The organism is Nonomuraea maheshkhaliensis, assembly GCF_039529435.1.
Taxonomy (GTDB): domain Bacteria; phylum Actinomycetota; class Actinomycetes; order Streptosporangiales; family Streptosporangiaceae; genus Nonomuraea; species Nonomuraea maheshkhaliensis.
This window is the reverse complement of record NZ_BAAAMU010000255.1, coordinates 1-4,895: the sequence shown is the minus strand read 5'-3', so window position 1 is coordinate 4,895 and position 4,895 is coordinate 1. Positions and strand designations below refer to the sequence as shown.

The window sequence follows — 4,895 nt, the reverse complement described above, 5'->3', positions numbered from 1 at the left end:
GCACCCGCCGGCCGAGCAGCCGTCCCGCGGCCACGATCACGGTCGCGGGGAAGACCAGCACCGCCAGGACGAGCCAGGCGACCGGCACCGCCGCCGCCCACACCCATGACGCCCCGGCGGGTACGTCCGTCAGCTCCGGCTCCCCGTTGACCACGACGAGCCCGTCCTTCACCGCGACGACCAGGACGAGCGTGGCGAGCAGGCTCAGTGGCACGAGCACGAGCGCGCTCGGCGCCAGCAGGGGCACCAGGTGGCGGGCGGCGTCACCGTAGCTCCGGCGCAGCACGCCGAAGCGCGCCAGCCGTTCCATGAGCTCGTCGCGTTCCACGGGCCGACTGTGACAAATGTCCGTTCAGGCCCGCCGTTCACCTGACAGAAATGGTCTAGGACGGGGCGAAGAGGTCAGGTGCCAGGCGGGACGTTCCGTGCACCCGGACGAAGGAGCCGCGTTCCGGTCGGGGCGTTCCGGGTGCCTAGCATGATTCACATGCATCGCACCCGTGTGTACGCCCTCCTGCTCGACACCCCCGCACCCGAGGCCGAGGCGGCCGTCGCCTTCTGGGCCGCGGCGCTGGGGGCCACCGCCCGCCCGCTGCCCGACGCGGAGCAGTTCATCTCCCTGCACGGCGCCCTGCCCGAGGTCGCCCCGCACGTGGCCGTGCAGTCGATGGACGACGGCGCGCCGCGCATGCACGTGGACATCGAGACCGACGACGTCGAGGCGGAGACCAGGCGCCTGATCGAGCTGGGCGCGAGCGAGGTGGGGCGGTGGCAGGAGTGCCGCACGCTGCGTACGCCCGGCGGTCACGTCATGTGCGTGCTGCCCGTGGAGAGTGACGCCGCGCTGTTCGACGCGGAGGCCAAGACCTGGCCCTGAGCCCGTAGAAGGGGCCGAAAGTCCGCCGCGAGCGCCTCCTGGCTCGCGCCCCAGGAGGCGAGCAGGCGCACGTTGTGCGCGCTCCAGCGAGTGCGGACCTCCTCGCTGCGGGTCGACGGCTCACCGACGAGGTCGTGCAGCTCCTTGTCGTGGGGGTTGCGGCCGGCGTCGGCGCGCAGGAACCCTTCGCCACCTCCGACAGCACCTGCGCGAACTGCCGCAACGGCTTCCCGTCCAGTTGCCTGAACCGCGAGTTCACGAGCACCTGCCAGGCCGAGTACGTGCGCATCCCCCCAGGCCCAGGGCACCCTCGTCGCCACCGCCGAGGTGCCGGACGGGAACCTGTGGCCGAGCCTGCTGGCCGTCTCCGACGTCATGGGCACCGGCTGGTGGGCCGCCCACGCCGCCGAGGTCACCCCGGGCAGCACGGCCCTGGTGGTCGGCGACGGCGCGGTGGCCCCGCCCCAGTGCGCCGCCACCTGCCGGACCTGATCGAGCGCGTACTGAGCGGCCGGATCGAGCCCGGCCGGGTCTTCGACCTCACGCTGCCGCTGGAGCGGGTCGCCGAGGGCTACCGGGCCATGGACGAGCGCCGCGCCATCAAGACCCTGCTCAAGCCCTGACCTGGCGCCCCGAGCCCACCGCGCGAAGTGCCCGCTGAGTGTCCGGTTACTGCCCTGTCTCCCTTGATGCCTGGCTCCTCACAATCATGCCGTGAACCTCCAGCGAACATTCCGCTTCTTATCCCTCACTCTCCTGTCTTTATCACTGCTCTGGGCCGGGACGATCCCGGCCCAGGCGGTGCGCGGCGGCGGCCAGGTCGCCGACGGCACCTGGGGTTTCGTGGCGAAGGTGAACGTCGGTGAGTTGCACGGGTGCACCGGCGCCCTGGTCAGCTCGCAGTACGTGATCACCGCCACGAGCTGTCTCGCCGCCGCGGGGCAGTCCGTCACGACCGGCAGGCCGAAGGTGGCGACGACCGTGACCGTCGGCAGGACGGACCTGCTCGGCACGGGCGGCCGGGTGCTGCCCGTGGAGTGGATCCACCCGCACCGCGACCGGGACGTGGTGCTGGTCCGGCTGGCGTTGCGGGTGCTCGGCGTCGCCCCCGTCGTGGTCAGCGCGACCGCACCCGCCGAAGGGGACGCGTTGCAGGTCGCCGGCTTCGGCAGGACGGCGCAGGAGTGGGCGCCGCGCCGGCTGCACGCCGCGCCGGTCGTGGCCGGGGCGGTGACGGCGGACTCGTTCGGCTGGACCGGCGCCGACGCGGGCGACGTGAGCGCCTGCCAGGGCGACGCGGGCGCCCCGGTCTTCCGTACGAGCGGCGGCGCCCCCGAGCTCGTCGGGCTCGGCATCGGCGCGGGCCAGGGCGGATGCCTCGGTGCGGCCGACGACGGGCCGCGCGGTGCCGACGCGGTGCGCGTGGACGACCTGGCGAACTGGGTCCGCCTCGTCGCGGGCGAGCCCACGGGGGATTTCCGCGCGTACGGGAACCACTCCACCGGGATCGGCGGCTATGACCTGGCGGACGCCAGGGACCAGGTGGTGGCGTTCGACTACGAGCACACGGGCAAGCTCGATCACCTGCTGCTGTACCGCCCGGGCGGGGAGCGCGTCTCCATCGTCAAGCAGGGCGCGGACGGCGCCTACACCCCGGTCTTCTCCTCGACCACGGGGATCGGCGGCTACGACCTGAAGAGGGCGGCCGACCGGATCATCGCCTTCGACTACGAGAGTTCCGGCAAGCTGGACCACCTGCTGCTGTACCGGCCGGGGGTCGGGACGGTGCACATCCTCAAGCACGGCAGCGGAAACACGTTCACCCCGGTCTACGCCTCCACCGACGCCGGGATCGGCGGCTACACCATGAAGGACGCCAGGGATCAGGTGGTGGCGTTCGACTACGAGCACACGGGCAAGCTCGATCACCTGCTGCTCTACCGCCCTGGCGCGGAGACGGTCTCGATACTCAAGCACGGCGCGGGGAACTCGTTCAGCGCGGTGCTGAACAGGACGACCGGGATCGGCGGCTATGACCTGAAGAGCGCGGCGGACCGGATCATCGCCTTCGACTACGAGGGCTCGGGCAAGCTCGATCATCTGGTGGCCTACCGTCCTGGCACGGGAACCCTCTGGATTCTCAAGCACGGCGCGGGAGACGCGTTCAGCGCGGTGTTCCACAGCTCGACCGGCATCGGCGGCTACAACCTGGCGGACGTACGGGACCAGGTGGTGGCCTACGACTACGAGCACACGGGCAAACTCGATCATCTCGTGCTTTATCGTCCGGGCGCGCAGACCGCCTGGATTCTCAAGCACGGCGCGGGGAACGCGTTCAGCGCGGTGTTCCACAGCTCGGCCGGCATCGGCGGCTACGACCTGAAGAGCGGGGCCGACCGCGTCATCGCCTGGGACCACCGGCATTCCGGCGGGCCGGGCTACCTGTTCCTCTACCGGCCGGGCAGCCAGATCGCGTGGATCCTGGGCCGCGCCTACGGGCCCGCGGTGCCGGCCAACGTCACCGTGCAGCCCGTCGTCCGCCCGGACTCCATCCTGGAGAAGTTCGCCTATCCCGTGCACTACCGGCACGAGTTCGCCGGCACCTCAGGGCAGGCCGACTGGGGCACGGAAGCGGCCGAGGCGAAGAACTTCGAGCTGGTCTCCGGGAACGGCGGGCTCATCTGGGTCTCGTGCACCGCGTCCGCGGAGAACGGGGTCGGCGTGATCAAGGTCTTCCCCGGCCTGCTGAACGGCCAGACCGAGATCGGCGAGCCGCATCTCGGCGTGACGGCGGTGTGCTTCAAGGTCCTCGCGCCCACGGGGTACGTGAAGCTCCGCATCCCGAACGTCTACGAGGTCCAGGGCGACAGCCGTTCACCGGGAGCCGGTCACGACGTGGACGCGACGGTGGTGAACGTGTCCTCCGGCACGGAGCGGACCAAGCGCGTCGAGCGCGACGAGAGCGAGCAGTTCGGACGTACGGACACGACCTGCGATGAGGGTCATCCGGATTATCCCGACAACTGCCGGGAGACCCTGCTGGAGCTGCGGGTCGTCAACTGATCACCGGCCGGTCGGCCTGCCAGGCCGGCCGGCCTGTTCCTCTCTGAAGCATCGACCGAAACGGTGGAAATGCGATGCGTGCGTTATGTGACAGGGCTCCCTGGAAGACGGCCGGCGTCGTCGGAGCCGTGCTCTCGCTGCTCCTCATGGGCGCCCCGATCGGCGAGGTACGGGCCGCGACGGCGGCCGATCCCCCCGCCGCGCCGGCCTGCGAACGCCAGGTGGTCCTGGAAGCCTGGGTCACGGGCGGCGTGAACGGCCGCCCGGCCGCCGAGCAGGCGCTGCTCGGGGACGAGGCGGCGATCTGCGCCTTTCTCACCCAGTTGCCGCGCCTCACGGCGCAGGACGAGCGCGAGCAGGCCGGCCGGATCAAGGCACGCGGGGGACCCGACGTGTCCGCCGCCGCCAACGCCGCCCTGATCTCGGACGACCCCGGCGCCGTGGCGAAGTTCCTGGACGGCGGCTGGGCGCGGGCCAGGGAGATCGACCTGCGTGCCAGTGTGAACGAGATGAAGGCGGCCGGTGGGCCCGAGGTCAAGGCCGCCGCGAACGCGGTGCTGCGTGACGGGGACGCCGCGGAGCTGGGGACGTTCATCGAGTCGGGCTGGCGGGTGCCGTACCGGCTGGATCTGCGCGCGGTCGTCAACCGCGCGATGGCGGACGGCGGCCCCGAGGTGCAGGCCGCGGCGAACCGGGCGCTCCAGGACGGCAGCCTGGAGATGCAGGAGCGGTTCGTCGCGATCGACTGGGGGGTGGCCCAGGCCCGCGACAACGAGAACCAGACGCTGAACGACCTGCGGGCCAGCGCCGCGGAGGCGACGCGCCGCGCGGCCTTGGAGTCGATCTCGGCGGTGGCGCAGTCGGAGCGGGCGAAGGCGGAGTCCGAGGCGGCCATGCGGGACGCGCAGGAGGCGCAGCGCCTGGCCGGGCTGGCCGGGCTGGAGTCGGCGGAGGC

The 4,895-nt window shown here is 71.8% G+C and carries 6 protein-coding genes and 1 pseudogene; 5 read left to right on the top strand and 2 right to left on the bottom strand.

The features are described 5' to 3' along the window. Positions 1–328 (bottom strand): hypothetical protein (locus ABFX54_RS55900; protein WP_346115487.1); only part of this gene is annotated, 328 nt, incomplete at its 3' end. A 159-nt stretch (positions 329–487) separates the two neighbouring features. Here ABFX54_RS55900 and ABFX54_RS55895 point away from each other — a divergent pair. Continuing rightward, positions 488–877, top strand: a complete 390-nt coding sequence (locus ABFX54_RS55895; RefSeq protein ID WP_346115486.1) for a VOC family protein — start codon at positions 488–490, stop codon at positions 875–877. A gap of 65 nt (positions 878–942) precedes the next feature. Here the strand turns inward: ABFX54_RS55895 and ABFX54_RS55890 are convergent. Further along, a pseudogene (locus ABFX54_RS55890) lies at positions 943–1,056 on the bottom strand (MmyB family transcriptional regulator); the annotation flags it as partial. 148 nt (positions 1,057–1,204) lie between these two features. Here ABFX54_RS55890 and ABFX54_RS55885 point away from each other — a divergent pair. The 4 genes from ABFX54_RS55885 to ABFX54_RS55870 all read left to right on the top strand — a co-directional run. Continuing rightward, positions 1,205–1,369: a hypothetical protein gene (locus tag ABFX54_RS55885; protein WP_346115488.1), complete on the top strand. Its 165-nt coding sequence runs from the start codon at positions 1,205–1,207 to the stop codon at positions 1,367–1,369. Next, complete coding sequence (locus tag ABFX54_RS55880) at positions 1,345–1,500, top strand: hypothetical protein (RefSeq protein ID WP_346115485.1); 156 nt, start codon at positions 1,345–1,347, stop codon at positions 1,498–1,500. The genes ABFX54_RS55885 and ABFX54_RS55880 overlap by 25 nt, the downstream gene beginning before the upstream one ends. Before the next feature lie 91 nt (positions 1,501–1,591). Continuing rightward, complete coding sequence (locus ABFX54_RS55875; protein ID WP_346115484.1) at positions 1,592–3,940, top strand: trypsin-like serine protease; 2,349 nt, start codon at positions 1,592–1,594, stop codon at positions 3,938–3,940. 74 nt (positions 3,941–4,014) lie between these two features. Further along, positions 4,015–4,895, top strand: an 881-nt coding sequence (locus ABFX54_RS55870; protein ID WP_346115483.1) for an ALF repeat-containing protein, incomplete at its 3' end; no start/stop codon positions are given.